Raw genomic sequence first — 22393 nt, 5'->3', positions numbered from 1 at the left:
CGGGCGGCTGCCGGCGTCGCTACGGATGTTGACGCTCAGGCCTTGTTGTTCTCGTCGACACCGACCAGGATTCTGGTGTCGGACACGAACTGGTAGGGAGGGATCGTCAAGTTATCCGGAGACGGCTTGTTCTTGTATACCCGGCCGGCCATGTCGAAGGTCGAACCGTGGCAAGGGCACAGAAAGCCGCCATGCCAATCGGCCGGCAGGTTGGGCTGGGGCCCGGGAGCGAACCGGGCGGTGGGCGAGCAGCCGAGGTGCGGACAGATGCCGACCGCGACGAAGTACTCGGGCTTGATCGACCGGTATTCGTTGCGGGCGTACTCAGGCGTGATCTCGTTGGGATTGCGCTCGGATTCGGGGTCGGCGAGCTGACCGTCGATCCCCTTCAGCGCAGCGAGCTGCTCGGGCGTCCGGCGTATGATCCAGACCGGCCTGCCGCGCCATTCGACGGTACGCATCTCGCCTGGCTGCATGTCTCCCACTTCGACTTCCACCGGAGCGCCCGCCGCCTTCGCCCGTTCCGACGGCGCGAACGTGCTGACGAAAGGCACGGCCACGCCTACGGCCGCGACCCCCCCGACGGCACAGGTGGTTCCGACCCAAAAGCGGCGGTCGGCGTCTACCACTTTGTCCTGACTCATTGATTGACCCTCAAGATTACTTCTAGTCTTTTAAGCACTTGAAAGCTGGCTTGGCGCTCTTAGGCGAGTCGGCGCCTTATAGTAACCTTCGAGTATAACGCAATGCCCCGCGAGCCCGACAGACTCCGTCGTAAATTCGGCCTCTCCCCTTACGGCCCAGCACCCGTCCCCGGGGAAAATAAGAGATACTTCGGCCGGGAATAACCAGGCCGGGAGGTAGCCTAAATGAGCGTCATCAAGGAATTCCGCGACTTCGCAATGCGGGGGAACGTCGTCGATCTGGCCGTGGGCGTGATCATCGGCGGCGCGTTCGGCAAGATCGTCGACTCGGCGGTCAAGGACGTGATCATGCCTATCGTCAACCTCATCCTCGGCGGCAACGTCGACTTCACCAACAAGTTCATCGTCCTGAGGGCGCCTGCCGACTATACCGGCCCGCAAACCTATGAAGCGCTGACCGCAGCAGGCGCCACGCTGCTGGCCTGGGGCAACTTCGTCACCATCCTGATCAACTTCATCCTGCTGGCCTTCGTCATCTTCTGGATGGTCAAGGCCATGAACCGCGCCCGCACCGCGTTCGAGAAGGAAAAGCCGGCAGAAGCGCCCGCCGCCCCGCCGGAAGACGTGGTGCTGCTGCGGGAGATCCGCGACCTGTTGAAGAGGTAGGCCCCCCCTACGCGCTTACGCGCGCCCCCCAGGGGGCGGCACTGGCGGACCGGCAAAGCCGGATCCGCTGTGCCCTGGGTCTAGTGAGGGTTTCTTGGGTTGGGGCGCCGGTGCTGTCGCTGGCTGCCAGCGGCGGCTCTACACCGGGTTGTCGATGTCGATGAAGTCGACCTTGATGCCGAAGCGGGCGGCGATGGCTTGACCTAGGGCCCGGACACCGTAGCGTTCGGTGGCGTGGTGGCCGGCGGCCAGAAAGGCGGTGCCGGTTTCGCGGGCGAGGTGGACGGTGGGTTCGGAGACCTCGCCGGTGATGTAGGTCTGCGCCCCGGCGTCGATGGCGTCCTGGAGCATGCCCTGGGCTGCGCCGGTGCACCAGGCTACGCGGCCTGCGGGGCGGGCGGGATCGCCGATCAGCATGGGTTCGCGTTGCAGGCGCTGGGCAATCCTGGCCGCCAGATCGCCTAGGGTTGCCAGGCCCGGCGCGTGGCCGAGCCAGATAAGGCCTTCGTGGCCCGCGGTCTGGGGGGCGCCGTCCACCAGGTGGGGCGCCAGGCCCAGCACATCGGCCAATTGCGCGTTGTTGCCCCAGCGCGGATGGGCGTCCAGGGGAAGATGGTAGGCAAACAGGTTCAGGTCGTGGCCCAGCACCAGAGACAGGCGCGTACGCCGTATGCCGCGCACGCGCGGGTCCTCGTTTTTCCAGAACCAGCCATGATGGACGAGCAGCGCGTCGGCGCCAACGTCGATCGCATGGCGGATGGCGGCCTCGGAGGCGGTAACCGCGGCGATAATATGGCGCACCACCGGCCTGCCCTCGACCTGCAGACCATTCGGACAATAGTCCCGGAACCGGTCGACCTGCAGCTCCGCAGCCAGCCACGAGGCGAGTTCCTCTGCGGCCACGCTGCCGGCGCCCTGGTTTGGTGCGCCCGTTTGCCTTGAGGCCTGCTCGCCTGCGATCATTGTCAACCTCCTACGCTAGGGAAAAGTATTTTGCACATGCGCCGACTATGGCTGATCTTTGCCCAGACCACCACTGTCTGTCTGGCCATTTTATTCATCGTCGCGACCCTGCGCCCGGAGTGGCTGCCCCGGCGCGGCGGCCCGGGCACCAATAACGCCATCGTCGTCCCGTTCTTCGAGGCGCCGCCCGCCCCCGTCGGCGAAGGCGGCGCCGTCGCTTCCTATGCGGGCGCGACGCACAAGGCCGCTCCCGCGGTGGTCAACATATTCACCAGCAAGGAAACGCCCCAGCAGCCGTCCTATCCGTTTTCCGACGATCCGGTCTTCCGCCACTTCTTCGGCGAACCCGACATGAATCCGGAGCCGGTCTCGAGCCTGGGATCCGGCGTGATCGTCAGCCCCGAGGGCTACATCCTGACCAACAACCACGTGATCGAGGCCGCCGACGAAATCGAGGTCGCCCTGGCCGATGGGCGCAAAGGCAAGGCCACCCTGGTCGGTGCCGATCCGGAAACCGATCTGGCGGTGCTCAAGCTCGACATGCCCAACCTGCCTTCGGTCACCTTCGGCCGCGCCGAGGACCTTCAGGTGGGAGACGTGGTGCTGGCCATCGGCAACCCCTTCGGCGTGGGACAGACCACGACCATGGGCATCGTCTCGGCGCTGGGCCGCACCCATCTGGGTATCAATACCTTCGAGAACTTCATCCAGACCGATGCCGCCATCAATCCCGGCAACTCCGGCGGCGCCCTGATCGACGCCCAAGGCAACCTGGTCGGCATCAACACGGCCATCTATTCGCGCTCCGGAGGCTCGCTCGGCATAGGCTTCGCCATTCCCGTCAGCACTGCGCGGCAGGTCATGGAACAGCTCATCACTTCCGGTACGGTAACGCGGGGCTACATCGGCGTCGAACCGCAAGACCTGACTCCGGAACTGGCGGATGCCTTCAAGCTGTCCCGCAGGGAAGGCGTCATCATCGCCGGCGTGGTGCGCGGGGGCCCCGCCGCCCGCGCAGGCATACGCACAGGCGACATCGTGGTCTCGGTAGGCGACAAGCCGATCACCGACACCACCACCATGCTCAACGCGATAGCCCAGCTGCCGCCTGGTGAGAAAGTCACCATCAAGATCGTGCGCGGCGGCCAGGAAATGGACACCGCCGTGACCATAGGCACACGGCCCCGGCCGCGTACCGAACTGCCGCCACGCTGAGGCTGGCGCCGGCGAGGGCGGGTCTCGCTACCCGTCTCGTCCGCAAGGCTCCCCCGCCATCCGGGGCATGGCCCGGATGGCTCAGTGCCGGCCCAAGCCCAGGTAGCTGGCCACGACGCGCGGGTCGTCGGCCAGCTCGGCTGCGGGTCCGGACAGAGCGACCTGGCCGGTTTCCAGCACGTAGGCGTAATCCGCGGTCTGCAAGGCGGCCCGGGCATTCTGCTCGACCAGCAGGATGGCCACGCCGCGGCGCCGCAACTCGGCGATGATGAGGAAAATTTCCTTGACGATGCGAGGCGCCAGGCCCAGCGACGGCTCGTCGAGCAGCAACAGGCGCGGCTTGGCCATCAAGGCGCGTCCCAGCGCCAGCATCTGGCGCTCGCCGCCGGAAAGCGTGGCGGCCAGTTGGCGGCGCCGCTCCTTCAGGCGGGGAAAGAGCGTGTAGACCTCCTCCATGGACGCGGCCTGATCGCGGTGGCCGCTGCGGTAGCGCTGGAACGCGCCCAGCAGCAGGTTGTCCTCCACGCTCATGTCGCCGAACAACTCGCGTTTTTCGGGCACCAGATTCAAGCCCGCCGCGACCATCTGCTCGATTTCCACGCGCCGCTGGGATTGTCCGTCGAGGCGGATGGTCCCCCGGGCCGGCAACAGGCCCATGATGGCCGACAGCAAGGTCGTCTTGCCGGCGCCATTGGGACCGATCACCGTCACGATGGTGCCGGCCGGAACCGACAGGTCTATGCCATGAAGCGCCTCGACCTTGCCATAGGCCACGGATAGCCCAGAAACCTCCAGCAATGGCGCGGCCGCTGCCGCCGGCCCCGTCATTCCACACCTCCCAGGTAGGCTTCCAGCACGCGCGGGTCGCGTTGCACCTGCTCGGGCAGGCCCTCGGCGATCTTCTGGCCGAACTCCATCACCACGACACGGTCGGCCAGCCCCATGACGAAATCCATATCGTGCTCGACCAGCAGAATGGCCATGCCCTCGGCGCGCAGCGCCTTCAAGGTTTCCGACAAGGCCTGCTTTTCAAGATAGCGCAGTCCCGCCGCCGGTTCGTCCAGCAGCAGCAGACACGGGTCGGCGCACAACGCACGGGCGATCTCCAGCATGCGCTGCTTGCCCAGCGGCAACGAGCCTGCCGGCACGTGCAACGCATCGCCCAGGCCCACGCGGCGCGCCTGGCGGGCCGCTTCGGCCAGCAAGCGGGCCTCCGCCCGGCGTTCCAGGTGCAGACCTCCCAGTACCAACCCAGAAAGGATGCCACCGCGCTCGCGCAAATGGGCGCCCAGCGCGATGTTTTCGAGCACGGTCATCTGCGCAAGCAGGCGCACGTGCTGGAAGGTGCGGCCCATACCCAACGCGGCGATCTCCCGCGAGGGCCTTCCCGTGACATCCCGACCTCGGAAAACCACCCGGCCGCGGGTCGGATCGTCCACGCCCGAAAGCAGGTTGAACATGGTGCTCTTGCCTGCGCCGTTCGGCCCGATCAGGGCCAGCACCTCGCCGGCGAAGACGGAAAAGCTGATGCTGTCATTGGCTACGAGACCGCCGAACTGCTTGGTGAGCCCCTGGGCCTCAAGCACGACCTCGCCGTGCGCAGGCAGCGCGCGGCGAGCCAGGGGCGGCGCCTGCTCGTCGATCGCACGCTCGGTATGCGCGATCGGCAGGACCTTGCGGCCCACCCGCACGATGACGGGCCACAGGCCATCCGGCGCGCGCTGCAGCGCCACCACCAGCAGGATCCCGAAGACGATGCTCTCGAAATTGCCTGACGCGCCGAGCAGGCTGGGCAGCAGATCTTGCAGCCATTGCTTGAGCATGGTCACCAGGCCCGCGCCGACCAGCGCGCCCCAGACCTGGCCCGCGCCGCCGATCACCGCCATGAACAGATATTCGATGCCTATATGCAGGCCGAACGGCGTGGGATTCACGAACCGCTGCATATGCGCGTAAAGCCAGCCGGAGATACTGGCAAGCAATGCGGCGATCATGAAAATGGCAATACGCGACCGCGCGGTATCGACGCCCATGGATTCGGCCATGACCATGCCGCCCTTGAGGGCCCGGATGGCGCGTCCTTCGCGCGAATCCAGCAGGTTGCTGACCACCAGCATCGCCAGCAGCAGCAGGCCCCAGATGAGCCAGAACAGGCGGCGCCCCTGCGACAGGTCGAAGCCGAATAGCGAGATCGGAGGGACGCCCGACAAGCCGGTATGTCCCCCCAGGAATTCGAGCGTGCCGAACAAGTAGTACAGGCTCAGGCCCCAGGCGATCGTCCCCAGCGGCAGATAGTGACCCGACAGCCGCAGCGCGATGGCGCCCAGCAGCCACGCCGCGACCGCGGTTACGATCAGGCCGGCCACCAGGCCCAGCCAAGGCGACCCGCCCATCCACGCAAAGGCCGGCGGCAGCGCAGCAATGGACAGCCACGCGCTGGTGTAGGCCCCCAGGCCGACGAAGGCCGCCTGGCCGAACGAGGTCAGTCCCCCTACGCCGGTGAGCAGGACGAGTCCCAAGGCGACCAGGGCATACAAGCCTATGTAGTTCAGCAGTGTGACGGTGAATTCCGACATGCCGGACACGGCCGCTACGAGCAGGACGATAAAAACGCCGACGAACCAGGCGGGGCGCAGGCGCATCACTCTTCCTCCACGTGGCGCGACGCCAGCGAGCGCCAGATCAGCACGGGGATGATCAGCGTGAACACGATGACTTCCTTGTAGGCGCTGGCGGCGAACGACGAAAAGGCTTCCAGCAGCCCGACCAGCACGGCACCCGCCGCGGCCAGGGGGTAGCTCGCGAGACCCGCGATGATGGCGGCGACGAATCCCTTCAATCCGATCAGAAAGCCGGTGTCGTAGTAGATGGTGGTGATGGGCGCGATGAGAATGCCCGAGAACGCGCCGATCAGCGCGCATAGCGTGAAGCTAAGCTTACCTGCCAGGCTGGTCGGGATGCCCATCAGGCGCGCGCCGACACGATTGACCGCGGTCGCGCGCAGCGCCTTGCCGTACAGGGTGCGGCCGAACACCACCGTCAGCGCGAAAATGAGCACGATGGAACAGCCGATGACCCATAGCGTCTGCGCTGGAATCGGGATGCCGCCCAACTCCAGGCCACCCTCGGTGAACGGGGGCGTACGCGACCCTTCAGCGCCGAAAAACAGCAGGCCCAGCCCCACCATGGCAACATGGACGGCAACCGAGACGATCAGCAGCACCAGCACGCTGCTTTCGGCCAAGGGCTGGAACGCCAGCCGCCAGACCATCGGCCCCATGGGCACGACCGCCAGCAGCGCGAACAGGATCTGGACCGGCAAGGGCGCAGCCTGGAAATCGACGAAATGGGCAACGGCCAGAACCAGGCCGGGATACAGCAGGTTCCACGCTGCCGCCCGGGGAAGGGTCCGCCCATCCTTGCGGCGCCAGGCGCTCCAGAGCTCCACCACCATGACCGCACAGCCGCCCATGGCCAAGAGCCACACCGTACCGGGCAGCTCTCCCGCCTGCAGGGCCGCCAGGGTCAGCGCGCCCCAGGCGACGAATTCGCCCTGGGGAATGAAGACCACGCGCGTCACGGTAAAGGCCAGGACCAACGCCATGCCGAGCAGCGCGTAGATGGCGCCGTTGACGACGCCGTCCTGGATAAGGAAAAGGGCGATCTGCAAATCCATGTCGACTCCGGCAGGGCCGGAGGTCCGCCCTGTTCCGTCGGGAGATTACTTGATCAGCTTCCAGCCACCGTTCTCGATGGTCACCATCACGCGCGACCGGTGGTCCAGGCCGACATGGTCGGTGGGGCTGAGGTTGAAGACGCCGTGGGCGCCGGCCACATTCTTGGTGTTTTCCAGCGCATCGCGCAAGGCGGCGCGAAACTCGGGCGTGCCGGGCTGAGCCTTCTTGAGCGCCACCGGCACGGCGGCCTCGATCAACTTGCCGGCATCCCAGGCATGGGCGCCGAACGTGGAAACCGACCCCTTGCCGTAGGCGGCTTCGTACTTCTGCACGTATTCGGTGGCCGACGCCTTGACCGGGTTGTCGGCAGGCAGCTGGCCGGAAACCAGCACCGGACCGGCCGGCAGGAAAGTGCCTTCGATATCCTTGCCGCCTACGCGCAGGAAGTCGTTGTTGGCAACGCCATGGGTCTGGTAGTACTTGCCGCGGTAACCGCGTTCCTTCAGCGTCTTCTGGGGCAAGGCGGCAGGCGTGCCGGCGGCCCCGATCAGGACGGCGTCGGGCCGCGCCGCGATCATTTTCAGGACCTGGCCGGCCACCGAGGTATCGGTGCGGTTGTAGCGCTCGTTGGTGAGGACCTTGATGCCGGCCGCCTGGGCCACCTTAGAGAACTCCTGGTACCAGCCCTCGCCATACGCGTCGGCAAAACCGATGAAGGCCACCGTCTTGACCTTCTGGCCTTGCATATGCTCGACGATCGCCTTGGCCATCTCGGCGTCGTTCTGCGGGGTCTTGAACGCCCAGCGCTTCTTGGCATCCTGCGGCTCGACGATGATGGCCGAGGCCGCCATGGATATGACCGGCGTGCCCGATTCGGCGGCGATGTCCACCATGGCCAGCGAGTTGGGCGTGATCGTGGAGCCGACCATGACGTCGGCCTTGTCCTCGGTCACGAAGCGGCGCGCGTTCTTGACCGCGGTCGTGGTGTCGCTGGCGTCGTCCAGGACGATGTAGTTGACCTTCTGGCCCGCGATGGTCTTGGGCATCAGGGAGAACGTGTTCTTCTCGGGTATGCCCAGCGACGCGGCCGGCCCGGTTGCCGACACGTTGACGCCCACCGTGATGTCGGCCTGCGCGACCGTGGCGATCGCGGCAAGGCTAGCCGCCAGGGCCAGTTTGCTCAAGGAAAACATAAAGGTCCCCACTTGTGTTTTATGTTCTGGAACCGAATCCCGCACCCCGCCTCCCCGGACGGAGGCGGCAGGAATTCAGACTTTCTCGATGGCGGTCGAATCCGACTCGCGGCCCTTGACGAAGCGGGCGACGAACAGGCCCAGTTCGTAGAGGACGCATAAAGGTACCGCCAACAGGAACTGGCTGACAACATCCGGCGGCGTGACCACCGCTGCCAGCACGAAAGCGCCAACGATGACGTAGCCGCGCGCCGCCGACAGCTTGGCCACGGTGGTCACGCCGGTCTTGACCAGCAGCACCACCGCCACGGGAACCTCGAAGGTCAACCCGAACGCCAGGAACATGGTCATGACGAAATTCAGGTAGGCCTCGATGTCAGGCGCGGGCGTGATGGATTGGGGCGCGAAGGTTGCGATGAAATGGAATACGGTCTTGAAGACCACGAAGTAACAGAAGGCCATGCCCGCCAGGAACAGCACCGTGCTCGATACGATCAGGGGCATCGCCAGCCGCTTTTCGTGCTGGTAGAGCCCGGGCGCGACAAAGGCCCACGCCTGGTACAGGACGAAGGGCAGCGCGAGCACGAAGGAGGCCAGCAGTGTCACCTTGACCGGCACCATGAACGGCGTGATGACGCCGGTGGCGATCATGCGTGTGCCGGGAGGGAGCGTTGCGAGCATGGGCTGTGCCAGCACGTCATAGATGGCCGACGCGCCCGGATACAGGAACAGCACTACGAACACCGCCACCACCGCGATGATGGCCTTGAGCAGCCGGTCACGCAGCTCTACCAGGTGGGAGATAAAGCTGTCTTCTTGCGATGCGTCTTTTTCAGTCACGTTCTTTCGCGTACCGTCGAGGCCTCGGCCGGCTGGCCGGCGGCGGGTTGATTGACAGCCGGTGGCATCACGTCGGGCGGAAACAGCGAAGCCTGGGCCGCGTCATGCTCGGGCGCGGAGTCCGGGGCCGTGGAGGGGGCGGATTCAGAGCCGGGCGTGGCGGCCGACATAGGCTCGCCGTCCGGGGCGCCCGGCGCGGCCGCCTTCTCCGAGGTCAGGCCCGGGGTGGATCCCGAGCCGGCTGGCGCCTCCAGCGATCCGGTCGCCGCCGTCTTGACGTCGCGGGCAGCGTCCCCGACGGTCTGCTGGACCTCGCTGAGCCCCTTCTGCAGGTCGTCGACATTGGTCTTGACCGTCGTCTCGAGGGCGCGGGCGGCGTCTTCCATTTCCTTGCGCAGGCTGCGCAACTCGTCGAGCTCCATTTCGCGGCGGATGTCGCTCTTGACGTCGTTGACGTAGCGCTGGGCGCGGCCCAACAAGTGGCCGATCGTACGGGCTACCTTGGGCAGTCGCTCAGGTCCGATGACGATGAGCGCCACCACCCCCACGGTCATAAGCTCGGTAAAGCTGACGTCGAACATTCAGCACGCACTAGGAGAGGCCCACCCACAGGCGGCCTGTGGCCGCATCCCCTGCAAGGGGCGGCGCTGCCGGACCGGCGAGGCCGGATCCGCGGCGCCCTGGGTCGGGCATGTTGTCTCGGCGCGGAGCGCCATTGTCTTGGCCATACATTCAACTCGAACAAGAATACCGCGCCCTGGCGCCGCGGTTCCGGGCGCAGAACTCCCCGGCCGCGGGCCGGCTCCCTTGCGGGAACCGCTGCGCAACGGCGGGAAAGCTCGCCGCCGGGCGCGCGTCGGCGCGTGGCGGCATGGACTACGTCCGCTCTTTTTCCTTGGCTTCGACGTCGATAGTGTCGGCCGAGACGCGCTTGGGATCGGCGGAGGTGGACTGCGACGCCGCGGCGTCGCCGCCTTCCTTCATGCCTTCCTTGAATCCCTTGACGGCACCGCCGAGGTCCTGCCCCAGGTTCTTCAATTTCTTGGTGCCGAAGATCAGAACCACGATCACCAGAACTACCAACCAGTGCCAAATGCTAAAGCTACCCATTACATGCTCCACGCCTTGCGGCGGAAAATCGTCCAGTCATTCCAGAGGGCGGGTACGCCGCCCGGTTCAGTTGCGCTTCCAGGGGCGAGGGCCGCCGACCACGTGATAGTGCAGGTGCGGCACTTCCTGCCCGCCGTCCGCGCCGTTGTTGGCGACCAGACGGAACCCGCCTTCCGACCCGGGGCGGCAGCCCTGTTCGAGCGCCAGGCGGGGTATCAGAACTTGCATTCTACCCAACAGCTGCGCGTCGCTTTCGGTCACGTCCTGCAGTGACGGGAGGTGGCGCTTGGGGATGACCAGGAAGTGGACCGGCGCGATCGGATTGATATCGTGGAAAGCGAAGATCTCGTCGTCTTCGTAGACCTTGCGGGACGGAATCTCGCCCCGCGCGATCTTGCAGAAAATACAGTTGTCGCTCATTTCATGGTTTCGTGGCTGTGCCGGTTCTCGAAGTTTTTTCTTCCAAACCCGACAAGCCTTCGCGCCGCGCGAGCTCGGCGATGACTTGTTCGGGACGCAAACCGTAATACTCCAGCATGACGAGGCAATGAAACCAGAGGTCGGCTGTCTCGTAAATGATCTTTTCCGGGATGCCGTCCTTGGCCGCCATCACCGTTTCCGTGGCCTCCTCGCCGATTTTCTTCAGAAAGGCATCCGGTCCCTTGCTGAGCAGGCGCGCCACATAAGAGGTATCGGGCGAGCCGCCCCGGTCGGGCCGGCGGGTGGCGATCGTGTCTGCCAGCCGCGTCAGGAAATCGCTCATTTATAGATACTCTCAGGATCCTTCAGGATGGGATCGGTTTCCACCCATCGTACGCCACCTTCGGTCTCCAGGCGACGGTAAAAGCAACGTTCACGTCCGGTATGGCAGGCAATGCCGCCGACCTGCTCGACCCGCAGCAGCACGACGTCGCCATCGCAGTCGAGGCGGATTTCACGCACGCGCTGGACGTGGCCGGACTCCTCGCCTTTGCGCCACAGCCGCCCGCGCGAGCGGGACCAATAGGTGGCGTTGCCTGTGCGCAGCGTTTCGCGCAGCGATTCGCGGTTCAGGAACGCGAACATGATGACTTTGTCGGTCGAGACATCCTGGGCGATGCCCGGCACCAGGCCGTGCTCGTCATAGACGATTTCGTCCAGCCACGCGTCCTGGCCTGCCGACGGCGTTTGCATATCCATAACCATCAGTCTTCCAGCCTCATGCGTATGCCGCGCTCGGCCATGAAACGCTTTGCTTCCTGCACCGTGTGCTGCCCGTAGTGAAAGATGCTTGCGGCCAGCACCGCATCGGCATGGCCCTCGGTAATGCCGTCGGCCAGGTCCTGCAGCGACCCCACGCCGCCGGACGCAATGACCGGTATCGGCACGGCGTCGGAAACGGCGCGCGTCAGAGCCAGGTCGAAGCCCGAGCGCGTGCCGTCGCGGTCCATGCTGGTCAGCAGGATCTCGCCCGCCCCGTACTCGGCCATTTGGCGCGCCCATTGCACCGCATCCAGGCCGGTGGCATTGCGGCCACCATGCGTGAAAACCTCCCAGCGCGGCGCCTGGCCTTCGGCCGAGACGCGCTTGGCGTCGATGGCGACCACGATGCACTGCGCCCCGTAGCGCTCGGATGCCTCGCGCACCAGCTCGGGATTGGTCACGGCGGACGTATTGATACCCACTTTGTCCGCGCCGGCGTTCAGCAGCCGTCGGACGTCGCCGACCTGGCGTACGCCGCCCCCGACGGTCAGCGGAATGAAAACCTGGGACGCCACCTGCTCGATCACCGAAAGAATGATGTCGCGCTGGTCGCTCGAGGCCGTAATGTCCAGGAAAGTGATCTCGTCTGCGCCCTGATCGTCATAGCGGCGGGCGATCTCCACCGGGTCCCCGGCGTCGATCAGATTCACGAAATTGATTCCCTTCACCACGCGACCCGCGGTCACGTCGAGGCAAGGGATGATACGACGGGTGAGCATGCTCCCCCCTACGCGCTGCGCGCGCCCCCCAGGGGGCGGCGCTGGCGGACCGGCAAAGCCGGACCCGCGGTGCCCCGGGATAAGGAGCGGAGTGCTATTGCTACCATGGTTGACTCAACAAATATGTGTTCAAAACGCCTGGTCCGGGACGCTGCCCGGATCAGGAAGGGGCCGGCTTTGCCGGTCCGCTAGACCCTTAGCGTACCGCGAATCCGGCACCAGGACGCCATAAGCCCAATCGGCGAGCCCCAGGCCCCTTTTTCGGGGGCGGCGCCGAGCAGCCGGGGCCCACCGCTCCGGGCGCGCGTCAGCGCGTGGGCGGGGTACCTAGTTCATCCGCCCGCGCCTGCGCTTCCTGGAAATCGAGCGTGCCTTCGTAAATGCTGCGCCCCAGGATGGCGCCTTCCACGCCCTCTTCCTCGACCGCGCACAGCTTCTCGATATCGGAAAGGTTGGCGATGCCGCCCGAGGCGATGACAGGAATGCGCACGTGCTGCGCCAGCTTGACGGTGGCTTCGACATTGACGCCCGACAGCATGCCGTCGCGGCCGATGTCGGTGTAGATGATGGACGAGCAGCCGTAGTCCTCGAACTTCTTGGCCAGGTCGGTGACGTCATGGCCGGTGAGCTTGCTCCAGCCGTCGGTGGCCACCTTGCCGTCCTTGGCGTCGAGCCCGACGATGATCTGGCCGGGGAAGGCGCTGCACGCGTCATGCAGGAAACCTGGGTTCTTGACCGCGGCCGTCCCGATGATGACGTAGGAAATGCCGTTGTCCAGATATCGTTCGATGGTATCGAGGTCGCGGATACCGCCGCCGATCTGGACGGGGATCTCGTCGCCGACAGCCTCGACGATGGCCTTGATGGAGGCCTCGTTCTTGGGTTTGCCGGCCACGGCGCCGTTCAGGTCCACAAGATGCAGCCGGCGCGCTCCCTGATCCAGCCAGTGGGCGGCCATGGCGGCGGGCTCTTCGGAGAACACGGTGGCATCGTCGAGATCGCCCTGACGCAGGCGGACACAACGACCGTCTTTGAGATCAATCGCAGGAATGAGGAGCATGGCGAATCAGGGTGTCGTTCGAAACAGGAAGCACTGACGGGGCGGCTGGACAAAAAAACCGGTTGGACGTCGACGAGCGGGGACTCACGGGTTCCATCCCACGAAATTCTGATAAATGCGCAAGCCCGCACCCGCGCTTTTCTCAGGATGGAACTGGGTTGCAAAGATGTTATCTCTCGCTACCGCGCAGGTAAAGGCAAGGCCGTACTCCGATTGCCCGGCAATTACCCCTAGATCGGCCGGGGCCACGTAGTAGCTGTGGACGAAGTAGAAATAGGTGTCGTCAGCCACGCCGTCCCACAACGGGTGGGACAAGGTCTGCCGGACGCGGTTCCAGCCCATGTGCGGCACTTTCAGCCGGTCGGGCCCTTCGAAGGCGGGTCCGGCGAAGCGCACGACCTGGCCCTCGAAGATGCCCAGGCCGTCTGCCGGGCCTTCTTCGCTCCGCTGGAACAGCATTTGCTCGCCCACGCACACGCCCAGCAGCGGCTTGGTGCGAGAAGCCTCGATCACGGCGTCGCGCAGGCCGGTCTGTTCCAGGTACCGCATGCAGTCGGGCATCGCGCCCTGCCCCGGAAACACCACCCGGTCGGCCGCCCGCACGCCCGCCGCGTCGCTGCAGATCCGTACGTCGGCCCCGGGAGCGACGTGCTCGAGCGCCCGCGCGACCGAGCGCAGGTTGCCCATGCCGTAGTCGACGATGGCGATGCGCGTCATGGCTACAGTACCCCTTTGGTCGACGGCACCGCGCCGCCGGCGCGCGGATCGATCTCCAGCGCCATGCGCAGCGCGCGTCCGAAGGCCTTGAACACGGTTTCGCACTGGTGGTGCGCATTGACGCCGCGCAGATTATCCACATGCAGGGTCACCAGCGCGTGGTTGACGAATCCCTGGAAGAACTCGCGCGCCAGGTCGACGTCGAACTGGCCGATCATCGCGCGCGTGAACGGCACGTGGAACTCCAGGCCCGGACGGCCCGAGAAGTCCACCACCACGCGCGACAGGGCTTCGTCCAGGGGCACGTAGGCATGGCCGTACCGGCGGATGCCCGCCTTGTTGCCGACCGCCTTGGCGACCGCCTGGCCCAGCGTAATGCCGACGTCCTCCACCGTATGGTGGGCATCGATATGCAGATCGCCGTCGGCCACGAGGTCGATATCGATCAGGCCGTGGCGCACGACCTGATCGAGCATGTGATCCAGGAACGGCACGCCGGTCTGCAGGTTCTGCTTGCCGGTGCCGTCGAGGTTGACAACCGCGCGGATGCGGGTTTCATTGGTGTTGCGGGTGATCTCGGCGGTACGCATGATCGTTTCCGGATAGTCTCGTTGAGGGGCGAACGGCGGTTTCATGCCGAACCGGACGGCCGCCCCGGGGCCGCCGGCTCCTCCAGCCGGTACTCGGCGCTGCGCGCGTGGGCCGGCAAGCCTTCGCCGTAGGCCAGCGTCGCGGCTACGCGCCCCAAGGTCTGCGCGCCCGCCCCCGATACCTTGATCAGGCTGGACCGCTTCTGGAAATCGTACACGCCCAGGGGCGAGGAGAACCGCGCCGTACGCGACGTGGGCAGCACGTGGTTAGGACCTGCACAATAGTCGCCCAGCGATTCCGAGCTGTGCGAGCCCATGAAGATGGCCCCCGCGTGCCGGATCAGTTCGGCCCAGCGCTCGGGTTCCTCGGTCGAAATTTCCAGGTGCTCGGGCGCGATCTCGTTGGCCAGCGCGCAAGCTTCGGCCAGGTCGTTCACCAGGACCAGCGCGCCCCGGTTCGCCAGGCTGGTACGGATGATGTCGGCGCGCGGCATGGTGGGCAGCAGCCGGGCAATGGCGGCCTCGACCTCGTCCAGGTAGCCGGCATCCGGGCACAGCAGGATGGCCTGGGCCAGTTCGTCGTGCTCGGCCTGCGAGAACAGGTCCATCGCGATCCAGTCGGCCGGCGTCTTGCCGTCGCCGATGACCAGGATCTCGCTGGGACCGGCGATCATGTCTATGCCCACCGTACCGTACACGCGCCGCTTGGCGGCGGCCACATAGGCGTTGCCCGGACCGACGATCTTGTCGACCGGGGCGATGGAGGCGGTGCCGTAGGCCAGCGCCCCGACCGCCTGCGCACCGCCTATGGAGATGGCGCGATCCACGCCGGCGATGGCCGCCGCGGCGAGCACCATGGGGTTGCGCACCCCGCCGGGCGTGGGCGTCACCATCACGATCTCGCCGACGCCCGCGACCTTGGCGGGAATGGCGTTCATCAACAGCGAGGACGGATAGGCCGCCTTGCCGCCCGGCACGTAGAGTCCCACGCGGTCCAGGGGTGTGATTTTCTGTCCCAGCACCGTGCCATCGGCCTCGGTATAGGTCCAGGTCTCGGCGCGCTGGCGCTCGTGATAGGCCCGGATGCGGTCGGCGGCAGCCTCCAGGGCGGCGCGCTGCTCGCGCGGCAAGGCTTCCAGCGCCGCGATCCAGTCGGCACGGGGGATGTCGAGTTCCTCGATGGACGAGGCCTCGACCCGGTCGAAGCGCCGGGTGTACTCCAGCACCGCGCCATCGCCCCGGGTACGGACGTCCAGCAGGATGTCGGCCACGGCGCGCTCGATGGAGGCGTCTTCCGACGCCTCGAAGGCCAGCAGCGATTGCAGGCGGGTTCGGAAGTCGTCGCTACGGGAGTCGAGTCGGTTGATTAGGGGCATACGCTTGTTCTGCAAAGTCGGTTTTCCGGTGGGCAGCCCGGCCCCGCGCCATCGGCGCGGTGGCAATGGACACGCAGCCTCTGCACGGCGCGGCGGGCAAGCCGCGCGGCGAGCCTTCGGACACGGAAGGCCAGTCTCAGGCCGGCATGGCCAGGCTGGCGCGCGCGAAGGCGTCGATCAGAGGCTGCAACCGGTGTCGCCGTGTCTTAAGCGACGCCTGATTGACCACGAGGCGCGACGATATGTCCATGATATCTTCGACCGCGACCAGGTTGTTGGCTCGCAGGGTGCCGCCCGTGGACACCAGGTCGACGATCACGTCGGCCAGGCCTACCAGCGGCGCGAGCTCCATCGAGCCATACAGCTTGATGAGGTCGACGTGCACGCCCTTGGCGGCGAAATGTTCCCGCGCAGCCTGCACATACTTGGTCGCCACCCTCAGGCGCGCGCCTTGGCGCACCGCCGTGGCGTAATCGAAACCCTCGGGTACCGCCACGCACAGCCGGCACCGGCCGATGCGCAGGTCCAGCGGCTGGTACAGGACGCCGGGGTGGTGGACGGCATGCTCTATCAGTACGTCCTTGCCCGCCACGCCCAGGTCCGCCGCGCCGTATTGGACATAGGTGGGGACGTCCGACGCCCGCACAATAATGATGCGCACGTCCGGATCGCTGGTCGGCAGGATAAGCTTGCGCGATTTCTCGGGATTCTCGGCCACGGTGATGCCGGCCGCTGCCAGCAGCGGCATGGTTTCCTCGAAAATGCGGCCTTTGGACAACGCCAGGGTGATGGGTGCCTGGGAATCGGCCGGAGCAAACGCGCTCATGCCTGCCCCCCGCTGCCGCTTATACGGCGGATGTCGGCGCCCAGCCCCACCAGCTTGTGCTCCATCTGTTCGTAGCCGCGGTCGAGGTGGTAGATCCGGTCGATCACGGTGTCGCCGTCGGCCACCAGCCCGGCAATGACCAGGCTGGCCGAGGCGCGCAGGTCGGTGGCCATCACGGCGGCCCCGGACAGGCGGCCCACGCCCTTGACCACGGCCGTGTGGCCGTCGATGTCGATATCCGCGCCCAGCCGCCGCAGCTCCTGGACGTGCATGTAGCGATTCTCGAAGATGGTCTCGGTAATGACCGAGGTGCCTTCGGCGATGGAGTTCAGCGCCATCAGCTGGGCCTGCATGTCGGTGGCAAAGCCCGGATACTCCAGCGTCCGGAAGCTCACCGCGCGCGGGCGGCGGCCCATGCCGGCCTCGATCCAGTCGGTCCCGCACTCGATCGACAATCCGGCCTCGGAAAGTTTGTCGAGCGTAGCTCCCATGCTGGCCGGATCCGCGTTGCGCAACACGATTTCCCCGCCCGCCGCGCCCACGGCACAAAGAAAGGTGCCGGCTTCGATACGGTCCGGCATTACGCGGTGGGTGGCGCCGTGCAGCCGGGAGACCCCTTCCACGACGATGCGGTCAGAACCGTGCCCGCTGATGCGCGCACCCATCTTGATGAGCAGTTCCGCCAGGTCGACGATCTCGGGTTCGCGTGCGGCATTCTCGAGCACCGTCAGGCCGTCGGCCAGCACGGCTGCCATGAGGAGGTTCTCGGTGCCGGTCACCGTGATCATGTCGGTGCGTATGGTGGCGCCCTTGAGCCGCTGGGCCCGCGCGACGACGAAACCGTGTTCGATACGGATGTCGGCCCCCATTGCGGCCAACCCCTTGATGTGCTGGTCGATCGGGCGCTGGCCGATGGCGCAGCCGCCCGGCAGGCTGACCCGGGCCTCGCCGAAGCGCGCCAGCAGCGGCCCGAGGACCAGGATCGACGCCCGCATGGTCTTGACCAGCTCGTACGGCGCCTCCAGCGAATCCACCTGGCTGGCGTCCAGGGTCACGCGCGTGCCGGCGTCCCGGCCGGCGCTGCCCCGTTCGGCCTTCACACCCAGCCGGCGCAACAGGCGCAGCGTCGTGCCGATGTCGTTGAGCTGGGGAACGTTTTCCAGCGCCACCGCGTCGGCGGTAAGCAGCGATGCGCACAGGCAAGGCAGGGCGGCGTTCTTCGCCCCCGAGACTTCGACCTCGCCGCGCAGGGGACGACCGCCGGTGATCTGCAGCTTATCCATCAATGGTTCGCCTTGAATTCCTCGGGAGTGAACGTACGCATCGACAACGCGTGGATTTCTTCGCGCATGCGGTCTCCCAGCGCGGCGTAGACCAATTGGTGCCGGGCGATCGAGCGCTTGCCGGCAAACGCGGAGCTGACGATGAGCGCCTCGAAATGCTGGCCGTCCCCCTGCACTTCGACGTGCTCGCAAGGCAGGCCATCCAGGATGTATTGCCGGACCTGGTCGGGGGTAGGAAGCGTGGTGCTCATATCAGTGTCCCGCCCCGGGAGCCGCCGCAAGCGGCGGCCGGACCGGATACCGCGGGCCGTTTCATCTCAATAGCGAAGTTTGTAACCGGTCGCCAGCAGCCTCAGCGCGAACGCGGCCACCAGCAGGAACGTGCCGGCGACTACCGCCAGGCTGTGCCAGGGCGTGACGTCGGAAACACCGAAAAACCCATAGCGGAAGCCGTCTATGGTGTAGAAAATGGGGTTCCAGTGCGACACCGCCTGCCAGAAGGGCGGCAGCGAATGCACGGAATAGAATACCCCGGATAGGAATGTCGCCGGCATGATCAGGAAATTCTGGAATGCCGCCATCTGGTCGAACTTCTCGGCCCAGATCCCGGCAACGAGGCCCAGCACTCCCATGATGCCGCTGCCCAGCACGCCGAACACCAGGATCCACTGCGGCTCGGCAAAGCTCGGCGCCGCGAAGAGCAGCGACACGGCGTAGATGCCCAGCCCGACGAACAGCCCCCGGGCAATGGCCGCCAGCACGTAGGCCCAGAAGAACTCCCAATGGGTCAGCGGCGGCAGCAGCACGAACACCAGGTTGCCGGTGACGCGGCTCTGCATGAGCGACGACGACGAATTGGCAAAGGCGTTCTGCAGCATGCTCATCATCATGAGCCCGGGTATCAGGAAGGCCGTATAGGGCACCGTGTCGTAGACGGTGACGCGCCCCTCGAGCACATGCGCGAAGATCAGCAGGTACAGCACGGCTGTGACGACCGGCGCCGCGACGGTCTGGAAGCCGACCTTCCAGAACCGCAGCATTTCCTTGAAGAACAGCGTCAGGAAACCGGATCCCGCATTCAGGTTGGGCTGCAGCCCGACAAAGCCGGCCTGCCGGGGCGTGCCTTGCGCGGCATTGTCCTGTGGCTCCACGGGTTGGATCGCGCTCATGCTGCCCGCTCCAACGCCGGAGCGGCGGTTCCATGCATGATGTTCAGGAAGGCGTCCTCGAGGTCGGCGGGCAGGACCTCGATACCTTCGATCACGCCGCCGGCCGCGCGCACCTGCGCCAGCAGCGCCTCCAGTTCGGTACTGTTTTCCAGGCGCAGCGTGGCGCGCCTGCCCTGCCGCTGCACCAGGCGTTCGTCGAGCGCGGGATTCCGGCCCTCGGGCCATCCCGACGGCCCCATGTGCAGGACCAGACGCGAGCCCCCGACCTTGGCCAGCAGCGCACGCGTGGTGTCCAGCGCCACGATGCGGCCGCTCTTGAGCATGGCGATGCGGCCGCAGAGTTCCTCGGCCTCTTCCAGATAATGCGTGGTCAGCAAAATGGTGTGTCCCATCCGGTTCAGGCGCGAAATGAACTGCCACAGCGTACGGCGCAGATCCACGTCGACGCCGGCGGTGGGCTCGTCGAGCACGATGACGGGCGGGCGATGCACCAGCGCCTGGGCGACCAGCACGCGGCGCTTCATGCCGCCCGACAAGGCGCGCATGTTCTCGTCCGCCTTGGACGAGAGGCCCAGGTTCTCGAGGATCTCGTCGATCCAGTCGTCGTTGTTGCGCAAGCCGAAATAGCCGGACTGGATACGCAGGGTTTCGCGCACCGTGAAGAACGGGTCGAACACCAATTCCTGGGGCACCACGCCGAGCGCGCGGCGCGCCGCCCGGAACTCGGTGACGACATCGTAGCCGCAGATGGATACCCGGCCGGCGGTCGCCTTCGACAAGCCCGCCAGGATCGCGATCAGCGAGGTCTTGCCCGCCCCGTTGGGGCCCAGCAAGCCGAAGAACTCGCCCTGCTCGATTTCGAGGCTGACGTCGTTCAGCGCCTGGAACCCGCCCGCAGGCTGGCTACCGGCCATGCGCCGCCAAAGGCTCGTCGGCTTGGGGTAGACCTTGGAAACATGTTCGATGCGAACGGCGGGTGACATGGCTTGTATGAAAAAACGGCTTCCGCGCTTGAAAAAGCGCCATCCCGGAACGATCCGGGCAATCCCGCATTATAGGCGAAAGGGGAAGCAGCCCGGCACCGGCCGGGCATGGGGATTCCCTAGCGCGCGGACTCGAACTGGCGGTTACGGTCCGCCAGCGACTTGATCAGCCCATCGATCCCGTTCTGGGAAATCTGCTGCGAGAACTGGTTGCGGTAGTTCTCGATCAGCCACACGCCCAGGACGTTGACGTCGTAGATCTTCCAGCCCTGGGCTTCCTTTTCCATCCGGTAATCCACCGGGATCGGATCGCCCGCGGGCTGCTTGATCAAGGTCCGCACCACGACGTCGGTCGCCTCCGGCGGATAGTGCGAGGGCCGCAGCTCCACCGTGGTCTGCTGCTTCACCGAAGAAACAGCGCCGCTATACGTGCGCACCAGGGTAGTGCGGAACTCCTTGATCAAGGCCTTCTGCTGCTCGGGCGTCGCCTGGCGCCAGTAGCGGCCGGCGGCCAGGCGGGTCGTCTTCTCGAAGTCCACATACGGAAGGACTTTTTCGTCCACCAGTTGCAGCAGGCGTTGCGGATTGCCGGACTGGACCGACGCATCGGCCTTGATCGCGGTCAAGACCTCGTCCGTTACCTTCTTGACCAACGCCTCGGGGGAGCCGGTACCCTGCGCGCGGACCTGGACACCGGCGAAGGCCAGCGCCGTGCCCAGCAACCATACGGCAAGCCAAACCATGCCCCGCGACCCCGCGGCGGGTCCCATCGAATACCTCCAAGCCATCAAAACCATCCTTATTGTTGCGATTGGCCCGCGGCTGGCGCGGGCGCCTCCGATTGATCGTCGTCGCCGTAGTCCGGCAGCGAATAATCCGGCAGCTCATTACCGTCGGATTTTACCCCTCGGATCAAACTGGCCCGGCGCTGCAGGTACGCGTCGCGGGTAAAGGTATAGGGATCGAGCGCCACCTGGTCGAGCAGGTCGCCCACCTCGAGCAGATTGGCGCGGGTATTGACCGCGCGCAGCCCGTACAAGGTGTTGCGGACCGGCACGTTCTCGATATTGCCGACGGCCACCGGGTCGCCGACGAAGTCGACTACGGTGCCGCCCGCATCGCGTACCGTGCTGGGGCCCAACAGCGGCAGCACCAGGTACGGCCCAGGGCCGACGCCCCACACGCCGAGCGTCTGGCCGAAGTCGGCCTTGTTGCGCGGCAGGCCGTTCTGCGTCGCCAGGTCGAAACAGCCGAACACCCCCATGGTGGTGTTCAACAGGACGCGGAAGCCGGAATTGAGGCCGTCGGGAGCACGGTTCTGCAGGAAGCTGTTGATGGCCGACCAGACGTCGCCCACATTGTTGAACATGTTGCGCACACAGCTGCGTACCGGTGAAGGCACTACATTAACGTAGCCCTGCGCCACGGGCTTGAGCACGGCGCGGTCCACCGTGTCGTTGAACTTGTACACGCCACGGTTGAAGCCTTCCAACGGATCACGCGGATCGGCGGTCTGCCCTTCGGGCGCAGCGGCACAGCCGGCGAGGCCAGCCGCCAGCACTACTGCCAGGAATTTGTTATTCATGCTCGTTCGCTTGTCGTTATTTACTGCGGGTTCGCCGTGCCGGAACCGCCGCCTTCGGCGGCCTTGCTATAGAGGAACTGGCTGATCAGGTTCTCCAGCACGACGGCACTTTGCGTATAGCGGATCTTATCGCCGGCGGCGAAGTTCTTCTCTTCGCCGCCCGGCTCGATACCAATGTACTGCTCTCCGAGCAGCCCTGACGTCAGGATCTTCGCGGACGAGTCGGTGGGAAACTGATAACGCTCGTCCAGCTCCAGGGTCACGACGCCCTGGAACATCTTGTCGTCGAAGGTGATATTCGAGACACGGCCCACCACTACCCCGGCGCTCTTGACCGGGGCGCGCGGCTTGAGACCTCCGATGTTGTCGAAGTTGGCGGTCAGGGAGTAGGTATTGCCGACCGACAGCACGCTGACCAGGTTGCCGGCCTTGAGCGCCAGGAAAACCAGGGCCGCCGCCCCCAGCAGCACGAATACTCCCACCCAGAGATCGACTTTCTCTCGCGACATTTCGTATTCCTTTGGACCTCCCGCGT

General features: G+C 65.8%; 27 protein-coding genes. 2 read left to right on the top strand and 25 right to left on the bottom strand.

The window, feature by feature from the left end; genetic code table 11:
• Positions 1-35: 35 nt before the first annotated feature.
• The gene (gene petA / locus QHC78_RS20170; protein WP_319747792.1) at positions 36-644 is read right to left on the bottom strand and encodes a ubiquinol-cytochrome c reductase iron-sulfur subunit; all 609 of its coding nucleotides are present in this window, start codon (positions 642-644) and stop codon (positions 36-38) included.
• Positions 645-869: 225 nt separating this feature from the next.
• Between petA and mscL the strand changes: the two genes are divergently transcribed.
• On the top strand, positions 870-1310 hold the full coding sequence (mscL, locus tag QHC78_RS20165) for a large conductance mechanosensitive channel protein MscL (RefSeq protein WP_319747790.1): 441 nt from the start codon (positions 870-872) through the stop codon (positions 1308-1310).
• Positions 1311-1448: 138 nt separating this feature from the next.
• On the opposite strand, the gene QHC78_RS20160 is transcribed toward mscL, so the two are convergent.
• A complete protein-coding gene (locus tag QHC78_RS20160) occupies positions 1449-2273 on the bottom strand; it encodes a Nif3-like dinuclear metal center hexameric protein (protein ID WP_319747788.1) in 825 nt (274 codons plus the stop codon).
• A 36-nt stretch (positions 2274-2309) separates the two neighbouring features.
• Here QHC78_RS20160 and QHC78_RS20155 point away from each other — a divergent pair, with 36 nt between their 5' ends.
• Positions 2310-3488 carry a S1C family serine protease gene (locus QHC78_RS20155; protein WP_319747786.1) on the top strand — a complete coding sequence of 393 codons (1179 nt, stop codon included), beginning with the start codon at positions 2310-2312 and terminating at the stop codon, positions 3486-3488.
• A gap of 81 nt (positions 3489-3569) precedes the next feature.
• Here the strand turns inward: QHC78_RS20155 and QHC78_RS20150 are convergent, their stop codons facing one another.
• The 23 genes from QHC78_RS20150 to mlaD form a co-directional block, all read right to left on the bottom strand.
• Positions 3570-4316: an ABC transporter ATP-binding protein gene (locus tag QHC78_RS20150; protein ID WP_319747785.1), complete on the bottom strand. Its 747-nt coding sequence runs from the start codon at positions 4314-4316 to the stop codon at positions 3570-3572.
• Positions 4313-6130 (bottom strand): branched-chain amino acid ABC transporter ATP-binding protein/permease, encoded by a 1818-nt coding sequence (locus QHC78_RS20145; RefSeq protein ID WP_413816501.1) that lies wholly within the window; start codon positions 6128-6130, stop codon positions 4313-4315. The genes QHC78_RS20150 and QHC78_RS20145 overlap by 4 nt, the downstream gene beginning before the upstream one ends.
• Positions 6130-7164, bottom strand: a complete 1035-nt coding sequence (locus QHC78_RS20140; RefSeq protein ID WP_319747783.1) for a branched-chain amino acid ABC transporter permease — start codon at positions 7162-7164, stop codon at positions 6130-6132. Before QHC78_RS20140 ends, QHC78_RS20145 begins: the two co-directional genes overlap by 1 nt.
• Positions 7165-7209: 45 nt before the next feature.
• Positions 7210-8358, bottom strand: coding sequence for an ABC transporter substrate-binding protein (locus tag QHC78_RS20135; RefSeq protein WP_319747781.1), 1149 nt, complete (start codon positions 8356-8358; stop codon positions 7210-7212).
• Positions 8359-8433: 75 nt separating this feature from the next.
• Entirely contained in the window at positions 8434-9198 is a 765-nt protein-coding gene (gene tatC / locus QHC78_RS20130) for a twin-arginine translocase subunit TatC (protein WP_319747779.1), read from the bottom strand.
• On the bottom strand, positions 9195-9779 hold the full coding sequence (gene tatB, locus QHC78_RS20125; protein WP_319747777.1) for a Sec-independent protein translocase protein TatB: 585 nt from the start codon (positions 9777-9779) through the stop codon (positions 9195-9197). Before tatB ends, tatC begins: the two co-directional genes overlap by 4 nt.
• A gap of 295 nt (positions 9780-10074) precedes the next feature.
• Positions 10075-10308, bottom strand: coding sequence for a Sec-independent protein translocase subunit TatA (gene tatA, locus QHC78_RS20120; protein ID WP_319747774.1), 234 nt, complete (start codon positions 10306-10308; stop codon positions 10075-10077).
• A gap of 66 nt (positions 10309-10374) precedes the next feature.
• Entirely contained in the window at positions 10375-10728 is a 354-nt protein-coding gene (locus QHC78_RS20115; protein ID WP_319747773.1) for a histidine triad nucleotide-binding protein, read from the bottom strand.
• 1 nt (position 10729) lies between these two features.
• Positions 10730-11071, bottom strand: coding sequence for a phosphoribosyl-ATP diphosphatase (locus tag QHC78_RS20110; protein WP_319747771.1), 342 nt, complete (start codon positions 11069-11071; stop codon positions 10730-10732).
• Entirely contained in the window at positions 11068-11481 is a 414-nt protein-coding gene (hisI, locus tag QHC78_RS20105; protein WP_319747769.1) for a phosphoribosyl-AMP cyclohydrolase, read from the bottom strand. The genes QHC78_RS20110 and hisI overlap by 4 nt, the downstream gene beginning before the upstream one ends.
• Before the next feature lie 11 nt (positions 11482-11492).
• Complete coding sequence (gene hisF / locus QHC78_RS20100) at positions 11493-12269, bottom strand: imidazole glycerol phosphate synthase subunit HisF (RefSeq protein WP_319747767.1); 777 nt, start codon at positions 12267-12269, stop codon at positions 11493-11495.
• Positions 12270-12576: 307 nt separating this feature from the next.
• On the bottom strand, positions 12577-13329 hold the full coding sequence (gene hisA / locus QHC78_RS20095) for a 1-(5-phosphoribosyl)-5-[(5-phosphoribosylamino)methylideneamino]imidazole-4-carboxamide isomerase (protein ID WP_319747765.1): 753 nt from the start codon (positions 13327-13329) through the stop codon (positions 12577-12579).
• An 84-nt stretch (positions 13330-13413) separates the two neighbouring features.
• Positions 13414-14046, bottom strand: coding sequence for an imidazole glycerol phosphate synthase subunit HisH (hisH, locus tag QHC78_RS20090; protein ID WP_319747764.1), 633 nt, complete (start codon positions 14044-14046; stop codon positions 13414-13416).
• A 2-nt stretch (positions 14047-14048) separates the two neighbouring features.
• Positions 14049-14636 (bottom strand): imidazoleglycerol-phosphate dehydratase HisB, encoded by a 588-nt coding sequence (gene hisB, locus QHC78_RS20085; RefSeq protein ID WP_319747762.1) that lies wholly within the window; start codon positions 14634-14636, stop codon positions 14049-14051.
• A 41-nt stretch (positions 14637-14677) separates the two neighbouring features.
• Positions 14678-16012 carry a histidinol dehydrogenase gene (hisD, locus tag QHC78_RS20080; RefSeq protein WP_319747760.1) on the bottom strand — a complete coding sequence of 445 codons (1335 nt, stop codon included), beginning with the start codon at positions 16010-16012 and terminating at the stop codon, positions 14678-14680.
• A 136-nt stretch (positions 16013-16148) separates the two neighbouring features.
• Positions 16149-16838, bottom strand: a complete 690-nt coding sequence (hisG, locus tag QHC78_RS20075; protein WP_319747758.1) for an ATP phosphoribosyltransferase — start codon at positions 16836-16838, stop codon at positions 16149-16151.
• Positions 16835-18121, bottom strand: a complete 1287-nt coding sequence (gene murA, locus QHC78_RS20070) for a UDP-N-acetylglucosamine 1-carboxyvinyltransferase (RefSeq protein WP_319747757.1) — start codon at positions 18119-18121, stop codon at positions 16835-16837. Before murA ends, hisG begins: the two co-directional genes overlap by 4 nt.
• The gene (locus QHC78_RS20065) at positions 18121-18372 is read right to left on the bottom strand and encodes a BolA family protein (protein WP_319747755.1); all 252 of its coding nucleotides are present in this window, start codon (positions 18370-18372) and stop codon (positions 18121-18123) included. Before QHC78_RS20065 ends, murA begins: the two co-directional genes overlap by 1 nt.
• A 66-nt stretch (positions 18373-18438) precedes the next feature.
• Positions 18439-19290: an ABC transporter permease gene (locus tag QHC78_RS20060; RefSeq protein ID WP_319747753.1), complete on the bottom strand. Its 852-nt coding sequence runs from the start codon at positions 19288-19290 to the stop codon at positions 18439-18441.
• Entirely contained in the window at positions 19287-20273 is a 987-nt protein-coding gene (locus QHC78_RS20055) for an ABC transporter ATP-binding protein (RefSeq protein WP_413816500.1), read from the bottom strand. The genes QHC78_RS20060 and QHC78_RS20055 overlap by 4 nt, the downstream gene beginning before the upstream one ends.
• Before the next feature lie 119 nt (positions 20274-20392).
• Entirely contained in the window at positions 20393-21016 is a 624-nt protein-coding gene (locus QHC78_RS20050) for an MlaC/ttg2D family ABC transporter substrate-binding protein (protein ID WP_319747751.1), read from the bottom strand.
• 56 nt (positions 21017-21072) lie between these two features.
• Positions 21073-21858: an MlaA family lipoprotein gene (locus tag QHC78_RS20045; RefSeq protein WP_319747749.1), complete on the bottom strand. Its 786-nt coding sequence runs from the start codon at positions 21856-21858 to the stop codon at positions 21073-21075.
• Between the two features lie 20 nt (positions 21859-21878).
• Positions 21879-22367: an outer membrane lipid asymmetry maintenance protein MlaD gene (gene mlaD / locus QHC78_RS20040; protein ID WP_319747747.1), complete on the bottom strand. Its 489-nt coding sequence runs from the start codon at positions 22365-22367 to the stop codon at positions 21879-21881.
• Positions 22368-22393 lie beyond the last annotated feature (26 nt).

The organism is Pigmentiphaga sp., assembly GCF_033795525.1.
Taxonomy (GTDB): domain Bacteria; phylum Pseudomonadota; class Gammaproteobacteria; order Burkholderiales; family Burkholderiaceae_B; genus Pigmentiphaga.
This window is presented reverse-complemented; position numbering and strand designations above follow the sequence as displayed.